This window comes from Halobellus sp. LT62, from assembly GCF_037031285.1.
Taxonomy (GTDB): domain Archaea; phylum Halobacteriota; class Halobacteria; order Halobacteriales; family Haloferacaceae; genus Haloquadratum; species Haloquadratum salinisoli.
In genome coordinates this window covers 383,809-399,857 of record NZ_JAYEZO010000002.1, presented here as the reverse complement: position 1 = coordinate 399,857, position 16,049 = coordinate 383,809, and the positions used below count along the sequence as shown (strand labels likewise).

13 protein-coding genes are annotated in these 16,049 nt (G+C 64.9%); 1 reads left to right on the top strand and 12 read right to left on the bottom strand.

The features are described 5' to 3' along the window. Positions 1-101 precede the first annotated feature (101 nt). The gene (locus tag U5919_RS11280) at positions 102-1,226 is read right to left on the bottom strand and encodes a sensor histidine kinase (protein WP_336024381.1); all 1,125 of its coding nucleotides are present in this window, start codon (positions 1,224-1,226) and stop codon (positions 102-104) included. 174 nt (positions 1,227-1,400) lie between these two features. Continuing rightward, positions 1,401-3,590, bottom strand: a complete 2,190-nt coding sequence (locus U5919_RS11275; RefSeq protein WP_336024379.1) for an elongation factor EF-2 — start codon at positions 3,588-3,590, stop codon at positions 1,401-1,403. A 265-nt stretch (positions 3,591-3,855) separates the two neighbouring features. Between U5919_RS11275 and U5919_RS11270 the strand changes: the two genes are divergently transcribed. Continuing rightward, positions 3,856-4,620, top strand: a complete 765-nt coding sequence (locus U5919_RS11270) for a DUF5781 family protein (protein WP_336024378.1) — start codon at positions 3,856-3,858, stop codon at positions 4,618-4,620. Between the two features lie 195 nt (positions 4,621-4,815). On the opposite strand, the gene U5919_RS11265 is transcribed toward U5919_RS11270, so the two are convergent. The 10 genes from U5919_RS11265 to U5919_RS11220 all read right to left on the bottom strand — a co-directional run bounded on the left by U5919_RS11265 (position 4,816) and on the right by U5919_RS11220 (position 15,845). Further along, complete coding sequence (locus tag U5919_RS11265; protein WP_076581923.1) at positions 4,816-5,022, bottom strand: cold-shock protein; 207 nt, start codon at positions 5,020-5,022, stop codon at positions 4,816-4,818. A gap of 298 nt (positions 5,023-5,320) precedes the next feature. Further along, a complete protein-coding gene (locus U5919_RS11260; protein ID WP_336024377.1) occupies positions 5,321-5,935 on the bottom strand; it encodes a 30S ribosomal protein S7 in 615 nt (204 codons plus the stop codon). A 1-nt stretch (position 5,936) separates the two neighbouring features. After that, a complete protein-coding gene (locus U5919_RS11255; protein WP_049985155.1) occupies positions 5,937-6,365 on the bottom strand; it encodes a 30S ribosomal protein S12 in 429 nt (142 codons plus the stop codon). A 181-nt stretch (positions 6,366-6,546) separates the two neighbouring features. Further along, positions 6,547-7,440, bottom strand: a complete 894-nt coding sequence (locus tag U5919_RS11250) for a mechanosensitive ion channel family protein (RefSeq protein WP_425604226.1) — start codon at positions 7,438-7,440, stop codon at positions 6,547-6,549. A 159-nt stretch (positions 7,441-7,599) separates the two neighbouring features. Beyond that, on the bottom strand, positions 7,600-8,022 hold the full coding sequence (locus tag U5919_RS11245) for a NusA-like transcription termination signal-binding factor (RefSeq protein WP_336024375.1): 423 nt from the start codon (positions 8,020-8,022) through the stop codon (positions 7,600-7,602). A gap of 3 nt (positions 8,023-8,025) precedes the next feature. Continuing rightward, a complete protein-coding gene (gene rpoA2, locus U5919_RS11240; RefSeq protein ID WP_336024374.1) occupies positions 8,026-9,270 on the bottom strand; it encodes a DNA-directed RNA polymerase subunit A'' in 1,245 nt (414 codons plus the stop codon). Next, positions 9,263-12,190 carry a DNA-directed RNA polymerase subunit A' gene (locus tag U5919_RS11235; RefSeq protein WP_336024372.1) on the bottom strand — a complete coding sequence of 976 codons (2,928 nt, stop codon included), beginning with the start codon at positions 12,188-12,190 and terminating at the stop codon, positions 9,263-9,265. The genes rpoA2 and U5919_RS11235 overlap by 8 nt, the downstream gene beginning before the upstream one ends. A 28-nt stretch (positions 12,191-12,218) precedes the next feature. Beyond that, the gene (rpoB, locus tag U5919_RS11230) at positions 12,219-14,048 is read right to left on the bottom strand and encodes a DNA-directed RNA polymerase subunit B (protein WP_336024371.1); all 1,830 of its coding nucleotides are present in this window, start codon (positions 14,046-14,048) and stop codon (positions 12,219-12,221) included. 4 nt (positions 14,049-14,052) lie between these two features. Continuing rightward, the gene (locus U5919_RS11225) at positions 14,053-15,621 is read right to left on the bottom strand and encodes a DNA-directed RNA polymerase subunit B'' (protein ID WP_336024369.1); all 1,569 of its coding nucleotides are present in this window, start codon (positions 15,619-15,621) and stop codon (positions 14,053-14,055) included. Further along, positions 15,618-15,845, bottom strand: coding sequence for a DNA-directed RNA polymerase subunit H (locus U5919_RS11220; RefSeq protein WP_336024367.1), 228 nt, complete (start codon positions 15,843-15,845; stop codon positions 15,618-15,620). The genes U5919_RS11225 and U5919_RS11220 overlap by 4 nt, the downstream gene beginning before the upstream one ends. Positions 15,846-16,049 lie beyond the last annotated feature (204 nt).

Sequence of the window (16,049 nt, the reverse complement as noted above, 5' to 3'; positions counted from 1 at the left end):
GATATAAGCCTTCGTCGATGGCACGCGTTGCCGATGACGAAAAGGCGGGGCACCGTGCAGTCGGGAGAAGTGCGGCCACGCCGAGAGTGACGGGATCGCACCTACGCCCGCGGAAGCGATAGCGTGACCGTCGTCGACTCGGGTGCGTCTGAGAACGACAGCGAACCGCGGTGCGTGTCAGCTACGGTCTTTGCGACCCACAGCCCCAGTCCGCTTCCGTGCGTCAGCTGCGTGATGTCGGCGTCGCCGACGACGACGTCGCGCTCGTGGGTGGGGATACCGTCGCCGTGGTCGGTGACGGACAGCTCGATCGTCTGCGGGAGGACACGAACGGACGCGTCGACCGGCGATTCGCCGTGCTCGGCGGCGTTTTCGAGCAACTCGTTCAGCGCCGTGCGGAGCCCGTCGCTGGCGCGGACTGTCGCGTCGATCTCGTCCGGCGCGTCGAAATCGAACGCGACGTCAGGATACCGGTCTCGCGCGCGCTCGACGGCCTCCTCGAACACGGCCGTCGGATCCGCCGGCTCGTATTCGTCGGGCGCTCTGTCGCGCTCGCGCGTGATCGTCTTCGCGCCCTCCGCGAGACTGCCGACGGTGTCGGCGCTGCGTTTCAGCACGCCGGCCGAGCGCCGGAGCTGCGCGTCGTCGGGGATGTCGGCGACGATGTCGGCATGCCCGGCGAGCACCTGCGCCTCGTTGCGGAGGTTATGTCTGAGCACTCGGTTCAGCACCGCCGTCCGACGCCGTTCGCGAGCGAGTTGTTCCGCGCGGACCCGCCGGGCGTCGTACACGCCGATGATGACGTGCGCGGCCGCGCCGATCGCGAGCAGATTGCCGACGGTGAACATCGAGGGGGCGATCCCACCGGAGAGGCGGTTCTGTGCGACGGCGTGCGCGAACATCACGCTTCCCAAGACGACGACACCGAGGACGTTCCAAGCCGCGATGCGAACGGCGTTCGTGTCGCTGAACCCGCTGGTGTACAACAGCCCGCCGACGACGACGAGGCCGACTGAAACGACCGCACCGAGGAGACCGAGCACGACTGCAAACGCCCCGCTGCCCTCGAGGAGCGGAAAGAGGTTCGGGACTAACAGCGCGAGGCCGGTCAGCGAAACGACGGCACTGGCGACGATCCGGACCGGCGATCCGCCGTGTGAGCGCACCGACTCCGGCGGCGATCCGAAGCCGATCCGATCGAGAAGAGAGAGTAATTGCGTTTGCATAGGTGCGAGCCAAGGGTGACGATCGCTTGAAGGTACTGGCCCCAGTATCGGAGCAGAGAATCACAGGCTGAGAGACGAGGGACTCGCGGCGATTCCGTCAGAACGGAACAACCGAACCGCAAAACGGCGGGCCGACAGGTTTCGGAGTCGGTGCGAACGGGAGCGTCGACCGAGTTAGAACTGGTCGACCGAGCTCGGGAGTTCGAGCTTCATCCCTTTGCGCTCGCGGATCTCCATAATCTTCTCGCGCTGGAGGTTGTCCACGAGCACGCGGAAACCGGCGTTCTCGGTGTTCCACGACGCGCGACCCTCGGTCGCCGAGCGGATGTCCGAGGAGAAGCCGATCATCTCTTCGACGGGCGCGATGCCCTCGATGACCATCAGGTCGCCCTCTTGGAACATGTCGTCGACGCGGCCGCGACGACCCTGAATCTCGCCGGACGCCGAACCCATGTGTTCGGACGGAACGTCGATGCGGACGTTCTGGATGGGTTCGAGCAGCTTGATGTCGGCGTCGATGAGCGCGCGGTGAACGGCGTCCCGAACTGCAGGAATAACCTGCGCCGGACCGCGGTGGATGGTGTCCTCGTGGAGCTTCGCGTCGTGCAGGCGGAGCAGCGCCCCCTGCACTGGCTCGTTGGCCAGCGGACCGTCGTCGAGCGCCTCGTCGAGACCCTCGATGACGAGCTCCATCGTCTCGTTGAGGTGCTGGATACCCTTCGTGTCGTCGATGAGGATGTTGGTGCCGTGGATGTGCTCGACCTCTTGGGAGGTGTCTTTGTCCATCCCGGCCTCCTGCAGCGCCTCGCGGCGCTCCAGTTCGGGCATATCCATCGAGACCTCGCCGAGCTTGATCGCGTCGACGATATCCTCCGAGAGGGGTTCGACGGTGATGTAGAACTTGTTGTGGCGGTTCGGCGAGACACCCTCGACCTCGCGGGAGGCCTGCTGTGGGGCCTCGCGGTAGACGACGATCGGTTCACCGGTCTGAACCGGAATCCCCTGATTCTTCTGGATACGCTGGGTGATGACCTCGAGGTGCAGTTCGCCCTGCCCGCTGATCAGGTGCTCGCCGGTGTCCTCGTTAATCTCGACGCGGATCGTCGGGTCCTCCTTCGCGACCTGCTGGAGCGTCTCGATGAGCTTCGGCAGGTCGTCCATGTTCTCCGCCTCGACGGACTTCGTGATGACCGGCTCGGAGATGTGCTCGATCGACTCGAACGGCGTCATCTCCACGGAGGAGACGGTCGAACCGGCGATGGCGTCACGAAGGCCAGTGACGGCCGCGATGTTCCCGGCGGGGACGCCGCGGTCGAGCTCCTCGCGCTCGCCGCCCATGAAGATCCCGACCGACTGCACGCGGTTCTTTCCGGCCGTCCCGGAGACGTACAGCTCTTGGCCCTGCTTGATCGTCCCGCTGAACAGTCGCCCGGTGGCGATCTCGCCCGCGTGGGGGTCCATCGAGATGTCCGTCACCATGAAGACGACCTCGCCGTCGTCGTCGACCTCGCGCATCTGGCGCGCGAGCTCGGACTCGTCGTCGCCGCGCCAGACGCGCGGGATACGGCGGGGCTGGGCGTCGAGCGGGTTCGGGAAGTGCTCGGCGACCATATCGAGCACGACGTCCGACAGCGGCGTCTGCTCGTGGAGTTCGAGCCGCTGGTCGTTGCGCTCCATCTCGATGATCTCGGGGAAGCCGATGCCCGTGCGGACCATCGACGGCGCGGAGACGCCCCACTTGTAGAGGGCGGATCCGAACGCGACGGTGCCGCCCTCGACGGAGACCGTCCAGTCGTCGATGTCGTCTCGATCCTCGGTCATCCCGCGGATGAGTTCGTTGACGTCTCCGATGACGTCCATCAGCCGCTCTTGCATCTCCTCGGGACCCTCTTGGAGTTCGGAGATGAGTCGGTCGACCTTGTTGATGAACAGCGCGGGCTTGACGCCCTCCCGCAGCGCCTGCCGAACGACCGTCTCGGTCTGCGGCATCGCGCCCTCGACGGCGTCGACGACGACGAGCGCACCGTCGACGGCGCGCATCGCGCGGGTCACGTCGCCACCGAAGTCGACGTGGCCGGGCGTGTCGATGAGGTTGATGAGGTGGTTTTTGTCCTCGTACTCGTGGGTCATCGAAACGTTAGCCGCGTCGATGGTGATCCCGCGCTCCTGCTCGTCCTCTTCGGTGTCCATCATCAGACGGGTCGCCTCGCCCTCGTCGGCGATCATACCCGCCCCCGCGAGGAGGTTGTCCGTCAGCGTCGTCTTCCCGTGATCGACGTGAGCCGCGATGGCGATGTTCCGGATCTGCTCCGGTTTGTCCATCAGTTGCTCACACTCTTGTACGATCTTCTTTCGTCGGCCCATTATACGAGCCAGTACCGGCAGGAGGGTCAAAAGGGTAGTGTTTTGTCGATGGCGAAATCGCCCGCTACGGCGGTCGCTGCGCAGGTATGCTTCGGATTACCACGGCGGTGAGACACGCCCCGTATGTAGCGTTTGTAACTGACCGCTCATCCGTCGCACGCGGTCAGATGAGTAATCAGTTGCAAACGTTACTATAGCAAACTCACGAGAACCGCCTCCAACGGGGGCAAGAGTCTTGTTCGGTGATCACGTGCGAACGGTACGCATGGACTTGCGAGTGCGCGGCGACGTCCCGGCCGGCCCGTTTCTCGGCGCGGCCGACATCTTCGAGACCGAGTGCGACCTCGATCTGCCGGTGTACGTCGACGTTCGAACGGATCCCGACGAGCGGACGTGGGCGGCCCACTACGAGGGCTACCACGTCCTGAACATCTCCCGACAGGCGGCGACGAGCGCGATGGCCCGCGAGCTGATCGTCCACGAGCTCGCCCATATGGCCAGGAACGAGGAGGGGCACGTCTCCCATCACCTCCAGACCGAGGAGGCGCTCTTTCTGGCGCTGTCCGGCGAGTCGGTCGAGCGACGGAAAGTCGCGCACTGCTATCAGATCGCGAACCACATGAAGGACATCTACGCCGACGACATCACCCTCGCCGTGACGCCGCCCGCGAAGCTGATCGCCTTCCTCGAATCCGAACTCGCGCGGGCGGTCGCGGCGCGCTCGGAGCCCGCACCGTGGCCCGACTCCAGACGCGTCACCGCCGGATCCGATCCCGAGATTACGGCCGTCAACGCCGCCTTCGCGCTCGGCCTCGTCGAGCGGCACGACGTCGTCGACCGCGACCACCGCATCTACGATCTGGCCCACGCCGCCGCCGACGACGCCCCGGACATCGACCTCGACGCGTTCAAGCGGCGCTTCCGCTCGCTCGGTGACGACCCCACCGACAGCGAGTATCGGAAGGCGCTCGTCGACGCCACGCGGGCGTACGTCGTCGGCGAATCCGGCGGCGACGTCGCCGCGGACTGAACCAGTCGCTGTCGTATCGTATTGCGGTCGACGGATCGAACGCTGTCGTACCGCTTCAGTTGAAACCGGGGGCTGTTGATAATTTTACAGTATCAATCGCTCAGTACAGATGTACAGATAGCGTCAGCTCGAACGCGTAATCGTCTAAAAAATCGAGAGTGTCGTCTGTCGCTGTGAGCGACAGGTGTCTCGGTGTTACTGCCGGACGACGTTCGTCGCGCGAGGCCCCTTGGGCGAGGACTCGATGTCGAACTCGACCTCAGTACCTTCCGTGAGGTCTTCGCCGCCGACATCTTCCATGTGGAAGAACACGTCTTCGTCGTCGTCGAGGTCGCCGTCGTCAGTCGAAATGAAACCGTAGCCGCCTGTGTCGTTGAAGAAATCAACCTTACCGTTTGCCATTACAACCAAACGGAGGGTTGAGTGAGGGATAACCCTTGCGAGGGTCGAGGTACCACGACTCCCCGTGCTACGATCGTAGCGTTTGCAAGCCTTCACTCGATCGCACGCAGTCGTGCGATCGGACGAGCGATCAGTTGCAAACGCTACGAGATACATTCGCACAGCTACAGAACGACAGTTTCACGACCGAGTCCGTCCGAACGAGAAGTTACAACAGAACCGTCGTACCGTGTTGCAGTCGCTGCGTTGCCGACGCAGAAAACGAAATCCGAGTAGAGACGAGAGTCGGTCGAACGGTCTACCGGGCCGCTTCGGCGACGCGCTCGGACTCTTCTTTCTGGCCGATGGCGTACGACTGAACGTCGTAGTCGGCCGCGCCGATGAGCACCTGCGAGAGCGCTTCAGCGGCGCTCTGGGGCTTCTTGTAGGAGCCGCGCTGGGTCCCCTCGGCGATGAATTTCAGCGCTTGGTCAACGCGACGCTGCGGCGCGACGTCGACGGCCTGCGGGACGGAGATGCCGCCGTACTTCAGGCGGACGGTCTCCTCTCGGGGGGCGGCGTTCTCGACCGCGCGGACGAGCACCTGCACCGGGTTCTCCTCGGTGCGCTCGTGGACGATCTCGAAGGCCTCCTTGACGATCTTCATCGTCTTCTGCTTGTGGCCCGTGTTCTCCTCGGTCTGCATCAGCCGATTGACGAGACGCTCGACGATGCTGATTTCGGACTTCTGGAACTGCTTTCCGGCGTGACGACCCATCGTGTGCGCGATGGGCGTGACGTTGATGTAGCGCTCCGTCGAGGGATCAGCGTACTCGATCTCGGTGACGTCCCAGACGCCGAACAGTTGGGCGTTCGTCTCGGCCTCTTCGCTGTCTGCGGGAGCGTCGGGTTCGGGGGCTTCGCTTTCGGACATCTTAGCGCACCGGTTTCTCTGCGTTACCGCGGACCAGTTCGATCATCGAGACGCCGTTGACCTTCTCGACTTTGTAGTTCACGCCGGAGAGGTCGCCCATCGCGCGACCCTTCGCGCCGCCGATCCCCGAGATCGTGACCTCGTCGTGCTCGTCGATGAAGGAGATCGCGCCGTCGCCGGGACAGAACGCGGTGACCTGCTTCCCGTTCTTGATGAGCTGCACCCGGACGCACTTTCGGATGGCCGAGTTGGGCTGCTTCGCTTCGATACCGACCTTCTCGAGGACGATCCCGCGACCCTGCGGGGCACCCTCGAGCGGGTCGGACTTTGCGCCGAGACCGCGCTCGCGTCGCGCGTACTCCGAGTCGGACCAGCGTCGCTTCTGCCGGTCCTGCTTGAGTTTCCGCGCGGCGTATTTGCCGTTCGCCATAGTGACCCGAATTTCCCCACGGAGCTACTTAAGCCTCCCTTTTCTGACCCGACGAAACGGGCGCAGGTCGGATTAGCGCCCCCTAAGGACGGATCTGAGGCCGTCGTTTCGATTTGGGATACGCCCGCTCGACGAAGGAGAGCCCCCGAACGGCGCTGAGAGCCGGTCGTTTCGCCCCCGTTCACCGTTCGTCGCGCTCGTCGGTCGCACTCCGCTTCTCGACGTCGACGGAGACCGACCCGCTGAGTTCGCGCCCGGCCGGCGGCCCGAGCGTCACGTCGATCTCGTCGAATCTGGCTTTCACGCGCCGGCGGAAGTCCGATCTGAGCGTCACCAAGTCCGCGTCCATCGGGTCGTCGATCCAGAACTCCGCGCGAATCCGGACCGAGCCCGGTCCCAACTCCTCGAGCGTCGCAGTCGGACTCGGATCCGCCAGCACGCGGTCGTCGTCGCGAGCGACCTCGACGAGTTCGCGAAGCGCCAGTTCGATGTCGTCGTCGTAGCCGATTTCGAAGCTCTCGACGGCGCGGTATCGGTCGCGCCCGTACGGTCGCGTGAGCGCGTTCGCGGTCAGTTCGGTGTTCGGCACGGTGATCGTCTCGTTGTTCAGCGTTCGGACTCTCGTCACGCGGAAGTCGATCTCCTCGACGAACCCCTCGCCGCCCGGCCAAGCGATCCAGTCGCCGACGTTGAAATCCGGATCAGAGACCAGAAACAGCCCGCTCGTGAGCGAGCCGACGACGTCCTGACTCGCCGCGCCGACGACCAGCGTCAGCGCGGCGATGACGATCGAGAGATTCGTCAGGAGCGACCACAGCCCTGCCCCCGCGATGCCGACGAGCCCCGCGAGCACGAGCACGAGCACGTGAACGTACGTCCGCGTCGCCGACGTGATCGTCGGGTTGTTCCGGTTTCGCGCGGCCACGACGCGAACGATGAGCGGAACGGCGACGATCCGGCCCAGCGAGTACGTCACCGCCGCGGCGACGGCGAACCCGAGCACGCCGCGAGCGAGGTCGGCGTACGGCTCGGTGACGATCCCCTCGAACGGTCCGGGCGGGACGAGCTGACCCACCCCCGCGAGCGCCGGGGCCAACAGTTCGGAAAGCACGGCCGGACAGACAGCGACGAACGCAAAAAGTGTGGGGTGCGGCCGCGAGAGCGGAAGTGGGAACGGCTCGCGGTCTCCGGAGCGTCGTCTCTTTCGACGACGCTCCGGAGACCGATCGAGCGGCTACGTCAACTGAATGTCGTCGATCTCGTAGTGCCGCTCGGCGAGCGTCCTCGCGGTCTCGATGTTCTTCCCGCCGGAGCCGATGGCGACGCCGCGGTCGGCGTCGGGGACCTCGGCGTAGGCGATCCGCTCGCCGCCCTGCTCGGAGAGCGTGACGTGCCGGACCGCCGCCGGGGCGAGCGCGCTCTCGACGAAGGCCGACGGGGTGTCGGCGTCCTCGACGAGTTCGACGTCGCGCCCGATTGATTCCTCGACCGCGCGGACGTGCTTCCCGCCGGGGCCGATCGCCGAGCCCATCTCCCCCGCGGCGACGAGGATGACGACCCGCTCCTCGAAGACGAGGCAGTCGCGGGCCGTCGCGCCCGTCTCGTCCTCAAAGCGAGCGATGAACCGGCGCGCCTCGTCCGACAGGGTGATCCGCATCGCTCAGTCGTCCGAGGGTTCGAGTTCGATGTCGGCTGTGCCGCCGTCGGCCTCGATCGACCCCATCCGGAGGTCGACGTCGCCGGTCCCGATCGAGACAGGCTTGCCGACGATGACGTTCTCGATGACGCCGTCGAGGTCGTCCTCCTCGCCGTGGACTGCGGCGTCGAGCAGGTGGTTGACCGTGACCTCGAACGCGGCGCGGGCGAGCACGGAGTCCTTCGAGCCGGAGATGCCGTGACGACCGATCGATTCGATCTCGCCGCGGTTCGTCATAATGTCGGCGACGAGCATCAGGTGACGGATGTTCACGTCGTCGAGGCCCTGCTCTCTCAGCGTCTCCATCGTCTCGTTAATGATGGTCTCGCGGGCGGCCTCGACGCCGAGGTTGCGGTAGACCTCGTGGATGTTGTTACTCGTCGTGCGCGTGGCGTCGACGCCCTCGATCGAGAGCACGTCGCCGAAGGCCGATCCCTCGGTGTAGAGCACGAACTCCTCGCCGTCGGTCTTCTCGTTGTCCTCCTTGCGGATGACGACGCGGGAGATGTCCTCTAAGCCCTTGAACACGATGTCTCGCAGCTCCTCGACGAGCTGGAGCAGCCGCCGGTAGCTGGGCTGGTCGGGACCGAACTCGATGAGCGTCTCCGATCGCCGCGTGTCGACGCCGAGGGCGTCTTCGATCGTCTCGGTGATCTCTTGGGCGACGGTGTCGACGCTGTCGACGGTCGGCCACCGCTCGGCGAGCGTGTCCTCGTTGAGGTCGATCTGGACGATCATATCCGCGACGTTCGTCGAGATGTCGCCGAGCGCGAGGATCTTCGTCGCCTCCATCTGCCAGACGACCTCGTGGGCGCGCTCGCGGTTCTCGGCGTACTCGTCTTCGAGGTGGACCGTCATCATCGGCGTGTCGGGCGTCTTCCGCGCGTCGACCAGCTCGATCAGTCTGGGAAGCCCCTGTGTGACGTCGATCTCGGCGACGCCCGCGTAGTGGAACGTGTTCATCGTCATCTGCGTTCCGGGCTCACCGATCGACTGCGCCGAGACCGTGCCGACGGGGTCGTGCGCCTCGACGCGGGAGTCCTCGTAGCGCGAGGAGATCGCTTGGGCGATCTCGTCGGCCTGTTCGAGGTCGACGCCGCCGCGGTCTTCGATCGTCTCGTAGATGCGATGTGTGAGGCTCTCCGGCAGGTTGTGGTCCTGAACGATCGCCTCGATGTCGTCGTCGACGTGCTCGTACTCCTCAGTCATCGGACTCCACCTCCAGACTTCCTGCCTTGTCAAGCCCCGGACCGGCGTACTCGGAGATGTTCGTCGGGAGCTCCTTGCGACCAAGGAACTCCGCCTTTTCCTCTTCGGAACTGAACTCGGCGTCGAGGATGCGATCGGCGACGTTCTCGACGTCGATCGGGTTGTCCTCCGAGGAGGAGACCTTCACCGGAGAGGTGCCGTCCTCACCGAACTCGAACTGGACGACCGTCCCCGACGTGTCGCGGACGGTGCCGTCGTACTGCGCTTCCAACTCGGAGAGGGCGTTGATCAGCCGACGCTGCAGGTACCCGGACTTCGACGTCCGGACCGCAGTGTCGACCAGCCCCTCGCGGCCGCCCATCGCGTGGAAGAAGAACTCCCGGGGGGTGAGGCCGCCGCGGTAACTGTTCTCGACGAAGCCGTGCGCCTCCGCCGAGAGGTCGTTCGGCTGATAGTGGCTGAGCGTGCGGCCCTCGTAGCCGCGGTTGATCCGCTCGCCGCGAACCGCCTGTTGGCCGACGCAGCCGGCCATCTGCGTGAGGTTCAGCATCGACCCACGCGCGCCGGAGCGTGCCATCACGACCGCCGGGTTGTCGTCGGCGAAGTGGTCCTCGGCGATCTCGCCCGCGGAGTCGCGGGCCTTGCCGAGCTGCTGCATAATCTTCATTTCGAGCGTCTCGTCGACCGTCCGACCCGGGAGCGATTCCAGCTCGCCGGCCTCGTAGATCTCGATGAGCTCTTGGACGCGGTCGTAGGCGCTCGCGATGGCCTCGTCGACCTGCTCGTTGGCCTCGCCGGGGATCGACTCGTCGTCGATCCCGATCGAGAACCCGAAGTGCATGATCGCGCGCATCGCCAGCGACGCGACCTCGTTGACGAACACGCGAGCGCGCGTCTTCGAGTGCACCTTCGCGAGCGTGTCGACGACCTCGCCGCCGAACGCGCCGACGGCGTCCTCGTCGATGGTGCCCGAAATGAGCTGTCCGTCTTCGATCACCACGTCGTCGCCGGCCGAGGACGTGAACTCCAGATTGAGATCGTTGGGGAGAAGTTCGCTGAAGAGCTGCTGACCCGTCCAGTAGGGCTCGTTTCCGTCCTCGCCGGCGGGCTCGGGGAGCGTGTCGATGCTCGTCGCCCGCAGCAGGTCCAGCGCCTGCGTCTCGGTGAATTCGGGATTGCCGTTGGTCAGCAGGTACGTGCCCGAGATGTGGTCCTGAATCGCGCCGATGATGTTCTCACCGAAGCGCGGGCTCAGAAGCTGCTCTTGGACGCGCATCAGGACGCGGGCCTCCGCCCGCGACTCCTCGGTCTGCAGCGCGTGCATATTCATCTCGTCGCCGTCGAAGTCGGCGTTGTACGGCGGGCAGACGACGGTGTTGAGTCTGAATGTCTTATACGGCATCACGACGACCTCGTGGGCCATAATCGACATCCGGTGCAGCGACGGCTGCCGGTTGAAGATCACGATGTCGCCATCGATCAGGTGCCGGTTGACCTCCCAGCCGACGTCGATCTTCTCTGCGAGCTCCTCGCAGTTCTTCTCGGTCACCTTCAGTCGGCGACCGTCGGGACGCTTGACGTAGTTCGCGCCCGGGTGGCCCTCGGGGCCGTTCCGGACGTACTGCTGGGCGCGGCCGAGGTTCCGCTCGGAGACGTTCATCGTCTGGGTCATCTCGCGGGCGACGCGCTCTGGGACGCCGACCTCGTTGAGCGAGAGCGTCGGGTCCGGCGAGATGACGGTCCGCGCGGAGAAGTTCACGCGCTTTCCGGACAGCGAACCGCGGAAGCGACCCTCCTTGCCCTTCAGGCGCTGTGAGAGCGTCTTCAGCGGGCGACCGGAGCGGTGTCGCGCCGGCGGCGTGCCCGAGATCTCGTTGTCGACGAAGGTGGTAACGTGGTACTGCAGCAGCTCCCAGAGGTCCTCGATGATCAGCTGCGGCGCGCCGGCCTCGCGGTTCTCCATAAACCGCTGGTTGATGCGGATGATGTCGACGAGCTTGTGCGTGAGGTCGTCCTCGGAGCGCTGGCCGTTGTCCAGCGTGATCGACGGCCGCGCGGTGACCGGCGGGACTGGCAGGACAGTGAGGATCATCCACTCGGGTCGCGACCGGCTGGGGTCGATTCCGAGCGTTTCGATGTCCTCGTCGGGGATGTCCTCGAACCAGTCGCGGATGTCCGAGGGCATGAGCTTGTTCATGTCCTCCTCGGTGAGGTCGACATCGAGGGCCTTCTCCAGCTTCTTTCGGTCCTCGCCGACGGGGCGGAACTCGCCCGAGAGGATGTCGTTCACGCGGCTGAGGTCGAGTCCGGAGTCCTCGGCGAGCTCGCTCGGGGAGACGCCGCTGTCGTCCTCGTCGTCGGGGTCGGGCTGCATCGCCGAGGCGATCTGCTCGGAGTAATCGCCCGCGAGGACGTCTTGGACCTCGTAGTAGGTGGTCGGCTTCTCGTGTTTGATGTCGTGCTGCGGTGCGCTGCAGTGCGGACAGCGGCTCGCCTTCCGCGCCTGTCGGACGGCGGCCTTGAGCACGTCTGTCCAGTCCTCGCCGAGTTCCTCGTTACGCTGCAGGCCGTCGCGGAACTCGTCTTGCTCCTCCGGCGTCAGCGAGAGCCGACCGCACTCCCGACACGTCGAGCGAAGCAGTCGTCGAATGAGCTTGGTGAAACCGACGTGGATGACGGGTGCGGCCAGTTCGATGTGGCCGAAGTGCCCGTTACACGATCCCGAGTGCGACCCGCAGGTCCGGCACTCGAGCCCGGGGTCGATGACTCCGAGTCGGGGATCCATCAGCCCCATATCGATTGGGTAACCGTCGTCGTCGTACGTGTCCGCGGTGATGATCTTCGTCGCGGACATGTCTCGGTACGTCTCCGGGTCCATCAGCCCGAACTGGATGGCACCGATCTCTTTGGGTGTCTGCATTGACATTGTGTGAGTGGGTTGTGAGTGGTCAGACCGCGTCTTGGAGGTCCAGCCGTGGTCGGATGCCGAGCGCGATCATCTCATCGAGCAGCAGCTTGAACGCGTAGCTGATCTCGATCTCGTGGATGTCGTCCTCGTCGCCGGTGACGGGGTCGTAGATTCGGCGCTGTCCGCGGTCCTCGACGGCGACCATCCCCGTCTCCGCGGAGATGTACACCGTCTCCTTGTCGGAGGAGTCGAGCAGGCGTTCCTGCAACACCATCGCGGCCCCGTGGCCGATGACGGTGTCGCGCTCCATCTCGCCCAGTCGGAGGCCGCCCTCGCGGGCGCGCCCCTCGGTGGGCTGACGGGTGAGCACCTGCACCGGCCCGCGCGAACGGGCGTGCAGCTTGTTGCTCACCATATGATACAGCTTGTGGTAGAAAATCGTCCCGACGAAGATCTCGGCGTCGATCTTCTCGCCGGTGACGCCGGAGTACATCACCTCCTTGCCGGAGGATTTGAACCCGTGGTCTTCGAGCGCGCCGCGGAGTTCGTCCTCGGATTCGCCTTGGAAGGCGGTGCCGTCGACGCGACGTCCTTCGAGCGCGCCGACCTTCCCGCCGAGCATCTCCAGCACGTGGCCGACCGTCATCCGCGAGGGGAGCGCGTGCGGGTTCAACACGAGGTCGGGGACGAGCCCCTCCTCGGTGAAGGGCATGTCTTCTTGGGGAGCCAAGTGGCCGACAACGCCCTTCTGACCGTGTCGAGACGCGAACTTGTCGCCGAGTTCCGGGATCCGCTGGTCGCGCACCGACACCTTCGCCAGTTTGGAGCCGTCCTCGCCTTCCATCAGGGTGACGGTGTCGACGACGCCCGATTCGCCCGAGCGCATCGTGACGGAGGTCTCCCGACGCTTCTGCGGGGAGAGCCCGCCCATATCGTCGGGCTCTTCGAGGAATCTGGGCGGCGAGGTCTTCCCGAGGAGAACCGAGTTCTCGTCGACTCGGGTTTCGGGATTGACGAGGCCGTCCTCGTCGAGGTGCGTGTACGCGTCTTCCCCGCGCGCACCGCGGACGTCTTGGCTCGGCATCTCGAAGCGGTCCTCCTGACCACCGGGATATCGGCGCTCTTCGCCCTCGTACGTCCGGAAGAAGTGCGAGCGGGCCATCGCGCGGTCGACGGAGCCCTGGTTCATCACGAGCGCGTCCTCGATGTTGAACCCCTCATACGACATCACGGCGACGACGAAGTTCTGCGCCGCCGGGCGCTCGTCGAACCCGATCTGTTCGGTGGTCTGCGTCTTGACCATCGACAGCTGCGGGTAGTGCAGCAGGTGCTGTCGCGTGTCGGGACGGATGCGGTAGTTCGCCGCCGGGATTCCGAGCGACTGCTTCATCATCCCCGCACCCATCGTAATCCGCGGGGAGGCGTTGTGCTCGGGGTACGGGATCATCCCCGCGCCGATCCCGAAGATCAGCTGCGGGTCGATCTCGAGATGGGTGTGCTCGTCGCTGATTTCGTCCTCGTCGACGGCGACGTAGATGTCTTCTTCTTCCTCGGCGTCGATGAACTCGACGTAGCCGCGGTCGACGAGATCCTCGAACTCTAGGGAGCCCTCGGTGACCGCTTCGATCTCCTCGTCGCCGAGGAGCGGCTCGCCGTTCTCGACGACGATGAGCGGTCGGCGCGCGCGGCCGGAGTCGGCGTTGACGATGACCTCGCGGGTGCGCTCTTTCACCGAGACGTTCACCATCTCGCTGACGTCGCCGCGACGCCGCGCCTCTCGGATCTGTTCTGCGAGCTGTTCGGGATCGGGGTGCGTCCCGACCAGACTGCCGTTGACGTAGACTTTCGCCTCTCGTTGTGCCTGAGCCATCGTTTTAGTCGTCCGCGGGTGTGCCGGCTGCCGGTCCCTCGATACCGGGAATTCCTTCGACGCCCATCGACGCCAGTTCGCGCTTGAGCGACTGTTCGTCCTCGATGTTCTGTGAGAGCTCCATCGCCTGCGCGAAGTTCTTCACCAGTCCGCAGTTCGGTCCCTCGGGGGTCTCGGAGGGGCAGATTCGACCCCACTGGGTCGCGTGCAGGTCGCGCGCCTCGAAGTGCGGCTGACTCCGCGACAGCGGGCTGCGGAGCCGACGCAGGTGCGAGAGAACGCCCATGTAGTCCGTCCGATCGACGAGCTGGGAGACGCCGGAGCGGCCGCCGACCCAGTTACCCGTCGCGATCGGGTGTTCGAGCCGCTCGGTGAGCACGTCGGAGCGGACCACGGTGCTGACCGTGAGGTCGCGGTTCCGCATGTTCGCCCGTTCGAGCTGGTACTTCACGTCGCGTGCGAGCTTGTTCAGCGCCGTTCTGAAGAGGTCCTTCATCAGGTCGCCGGAGACCTTCAGCCGCTTGTTGGCGTAGTGGTCCTTGTCGTCGGACTCCCGTCGGTTCAAGGCGAGCTCGAAGCACGCCTCGGCCATCCGGCAGAGGTAGTACGCCTTGTTGATTCGGACGTCTTCGTCTTCGACGCCGTCCTCGTGGAGGTGCGGCAGCAGGTAGCGGTCGATGACGTAGTTCGCCCGCTTCAGCTGGTAGTTCTTGCCTTGGCCGCCCGCGACGCGTTCACCGAGGACCTCGATCGCCTGCTGCTCGGTCTGGACGTCCGCTTCCTCCAGATTTTCGAGCATGAACTTCACGATCTCGGGGTCGTCGCTCACCCGGTGGACGATCTCCTCGTCGGATTCGAGTCCGAGCGCGCGGACGAGCGTCACGAAGTTCACGCTGCCCGATACCGAGGGGAACGAGACTTCGAGCAGCCCCTCGCGGTTGCGTTCACAGAGAACGAGCGCGCGGTAGCCACGGCGCTGGGAGAACGTCTTCGCCACTTGGATCTCGTCGCCGTATTTGGAGTCGTACTCGGCGAGGATCTTGTTCGGCGCGAGGTCCTCCGACGTCATCAGCACGCGCTCGGAGCCGTTGACGATGAAGTAGCCGCCGGGGTCGACGGGGTCCTCGCCGATTTCGATCAGTTCCTCCTCGGTGAGGCCGGCGATGTTGCACTTCGTCGAGCCGACCATAATCGGCATCCGGCCGACCTTGGTCTCGGTCGTGTCGACGACTATCTCCTCTTCTTCCTCGCCGCCGCGGACGATGGACATCTCCATAAACACCGGCGCGGCGTAGGTGATGTTGCGGAGGCGGGCTTCCTGGGGGAACAACAGCTCTTCGGACCCGTCGGCCTCGCGGACGCGAGGCGTTTCGATGCGGACGTCGCCGAGTTCGACGTAGACGGGCTCTTCGCCCTCTTTGTCGCCGATATCTGTCTCGATACGTTCTTTCTCGGTGACGACGTCCTGCATTCCGCGCTCGAGGAAGTTGTTAAACGAGCGGAAGTGATGCTCTGCCAGTCGCTCCTCGGAGAAGTACTCTCTCGAAACGACGCGTCGGTCCTCTCGATTCATTCGATCACCAGTCGGTATGAGACGGCTTTGTCTGTCGTTCGCGAGTCGCGGACGATCTTGACGACGTCGCCGACTTCCGCGTCGTCGGGCATCGCGGGGTCCTTCCGTTTGATCTTCGGAAGTTCCGCGCGCTTGACGTCGTACTGCGTCAGCATCGACTCGACCTCTTCCTCATCGATGAGCGTGTGCTCCGGGACGAGCTCGTGTTGGCTTACGTCTACCATATCTGAGTGCGGTGGGTGTCGGTTGGGGAAGAAATTCTCACGGGATACTACAGCCCGGTTCGGATGGGAGCCATTTAACCCTTGCCAACTTCGGATCGGATAAGCACGGCTCACCATCACGAGTACCCTCAGCACTCGTGTTGCGTTGACACACGTGGGACTTGGATAAAGAAGTTGCGGCGAACCGCTGGCAAGTGATGATCG

Bases quoted from the DNA above. Each gene is read 5' to 3' on its own strand.
- U5919_RS11280 (WP_336024381.1), bottom strand. From the start codon at position 1,226: ATGCAAACGCAATTACTCTCTCTTCTCGATCGGATCGGCTTCGGATCG.
- U5919_RS11275 (WP_336024379.1), bottom strand. From the start codon at position 3,590: ATGGGCCGACGAAAGAAGATCGTACAAGAGTGTGAGCAACTGATGGAC.
- U5919_RS11270 (WP_336024378.1), top strand. From the start codon at position 3,856: ATGGACTTGCGAGTGCGCGGCGACGTCCCGGCCGGCCCGTTTCTCGGC.
- U5919_RS11265 (WP_076581923.1), bottom strand. From the start codon at position 5,022: ATGGCAAACGGTAAGGTTGATTTCTTCAACGACACAGGCGGCTACGGT.
- U5919_RS11260 (WP_336024377.1), bottom strand. From the start codon at position 5,935: ATGTCCGAAAGCGAAGCCCCCGAACCCGACGCTCCCGCAGACAGCGAA.
- U5919_RS11255 (WP_049985155.1), bottom strand. From the start codon at position 6,365: ATGGCGAACGGCAAATACGCCGCGCGGAAACTCAAGCAGGACCGGCAG.
- U5919_RS11245 (WP_336024375.1), bottom strand. From the start codon at position 8,022: ATGCGGATCACCCTGTCGGACGAGGCGCGCCGGTTCATCGCTCGCTTT.
- rpoA2 (WP_336024374.1), bottom strand. From the start codon at position 9,270: ATGACTGAGGAGTACGAGCACGTCGACGACGACATCGAGGCGATCGTT.
- U5919_RS11235 (WP_336024372.1), bottom strand. From the start codon at position 12,190: ATGCAGACACCCAAAGAGATCGGTGCCATCCAGTTCGGGCTGATGGAC.
- rpoB (WP_336024371.1), bottom strand. From the start codon at position 14,048: ATGGCTCAGGCACAACGAGAGGCGAAAGTCTACGTCAACGGCAGTCTG.
- U5919_RS11225 (WP_336024369.1), bottom strand. From the start codon at position 15,621: ATGAATCGAGAGGACCGACGCGTCGTTTCGAGAGAGTACTTCTCCGAG.
- U5919_RS11220 (WP_336024367.1), bottom strand. From the start codon at position 15,845: ATGGTAGACGTAAGCCAACACGAGCTCGTCCCGGAGCACACGCTCATC.